Raw genomic sequence first — 1,465 nt, 5'->3', positions numbered from 1 at the left:
GGAGATGAGCGCCGCATTACAATTTCGTAATCGAAGAACTCGACGCCCCCTGCACGGTCCGCTCGCACGCCGGTACGGAAAGTCGTCGTGCGGCATCACTCATCGTCTGCAGCAAACCAGTCGCGGCGCTCCGCAAAGGCGTTGTGGATCAGCGCCTGCAGGCTCATGACATCCTCGCGCTGCGCCGAGAGCGGTGCGCAGGCCAGCCAGATCGACTGCCTCATCGGTCGGGCAAAGAGGCCGGGCAGCAGTTGCAGGTTCGCGTCGATGTGCGAGGTGTAGTGCGGCATCAGGCCAATACAGGCGGCGTGCCGGATCAGCTCCATCGTCCATTGCTGGGAGTGCGCGCGTGTCACCGCGCCGCCACGCGCGTCCACCAGGGCATTCCACGGCGCGAACACCGCCGATGCCGACGTGTCCGGGCGCTGCACCAGCATGTAGTCGTGCAGATCACACAGGCGCGCGGGTAGCCGTCGCTCACGGGCGTAGCGTTTGCCGATGCAGGCCTGGAACTCGACGCTGGCCAGACGCTGGGGCCGCGTCATGGCAAAACCGGGATCAGGCCGGGCCTGGTCGGGATCGGCCAGCCAGATCATGACCTCGCTCTGCAGCAGCGGCCCCTGGTCCTGGCGGAGCAGCTCCAGGCGCACGCCGGCATGTCTGCGCAGAAAAGCCACCAGATGCCGACCCAGCACATCGTCGAGCACCCACTCCGGCAGCGCCAGACGCAGCTCGGGCCGTTCGGCGAAACCGACTTCGGGGCGCAGGTCTCGATGCCGGGATGCCAGTTCCGCCTGCAACGCCAGGCCACGTGACGTCAGTGCGAGTGCGCGATCCTGATAGACGAAGAGCGCTTCCCCCAGACTCGTTTCGAGCCGCCGCAACTGCTTGCGCAGCACCGTGGGGTGCATGTTCAGGCTGCGTGCCGCCTGTTTGAAACTGGCGCAGCGCGCGGTTGCCAGAAAGCTCCTGGCCACGAGTCGCTCGATCTCAGCCATGGCGACCGCCAGGCATGTGGCTCCGGACTCGATTCTGCATGTGCGCACTGGCAAGACGTGATGACATGGCCGGCAGCCTACTGAGCACCGCCTTTCGCCAGGCTTGCCGCAAGATTACTTATCTGTAATCCGGGTTCTGCAGCGTCGCTCACGGCGCCAGCGACTGGGTGCCACACGGCCGCTTTCACCTGATCGCCATCGAAGTGAAATCATCCCCCGGCATGCCCGAAAAAGCGCCAGCGCCCAGCGTTTCCGGGGTGCGCGCCCGCAACGAGCGAGCGTCATCGAATCGTCACCGAATTGCCCGCCAAGCGTCATCCGCCCCGCAAAGCATCCCGTCGCCAACCCCTGACATTCGGCGACAAGGAGCCATGCATGTTGATCAAACCCACACCATTTTCCCTCCTCGCACTCGGCATCCTGCTGAGTCTTCCTGCCATCCCGGCACACGCCGGGACGGTCACCAC

1 protein-coding gene is annotated in these 1,465 nt (G+C 65.2%); it reads right to left on the bottom strand.

The features are described from left to right. Window positions 1-95: 95 nt before the first annotated feature. Window positions 96-998, bottom strand: coding sequence for a LysR family transcriptional regulator (locus J0A65_RS23320; RefSeq protein WP_206596675.1), 903 nt, complete (start codon window positions 996-998; stop codon window positions 96-98). Window positions 999-1,465 lie beyond the last annotated feature (467 nt).

It is taken from the genome of Bowmanella yangjiangensis (assembly GCF_017255015.1).
Lineage (GTDB): Bacteria > Pseudomonadota > Gammaproteobacteria > Enterobacterales > Alteromonadaceae > Bowmanella > Bowmanella yangjiangensis.
Note: the sequence above shows the minus strand (reverse complement) of the source record. Positions and strands in the feature narration are given on the sequence as shown.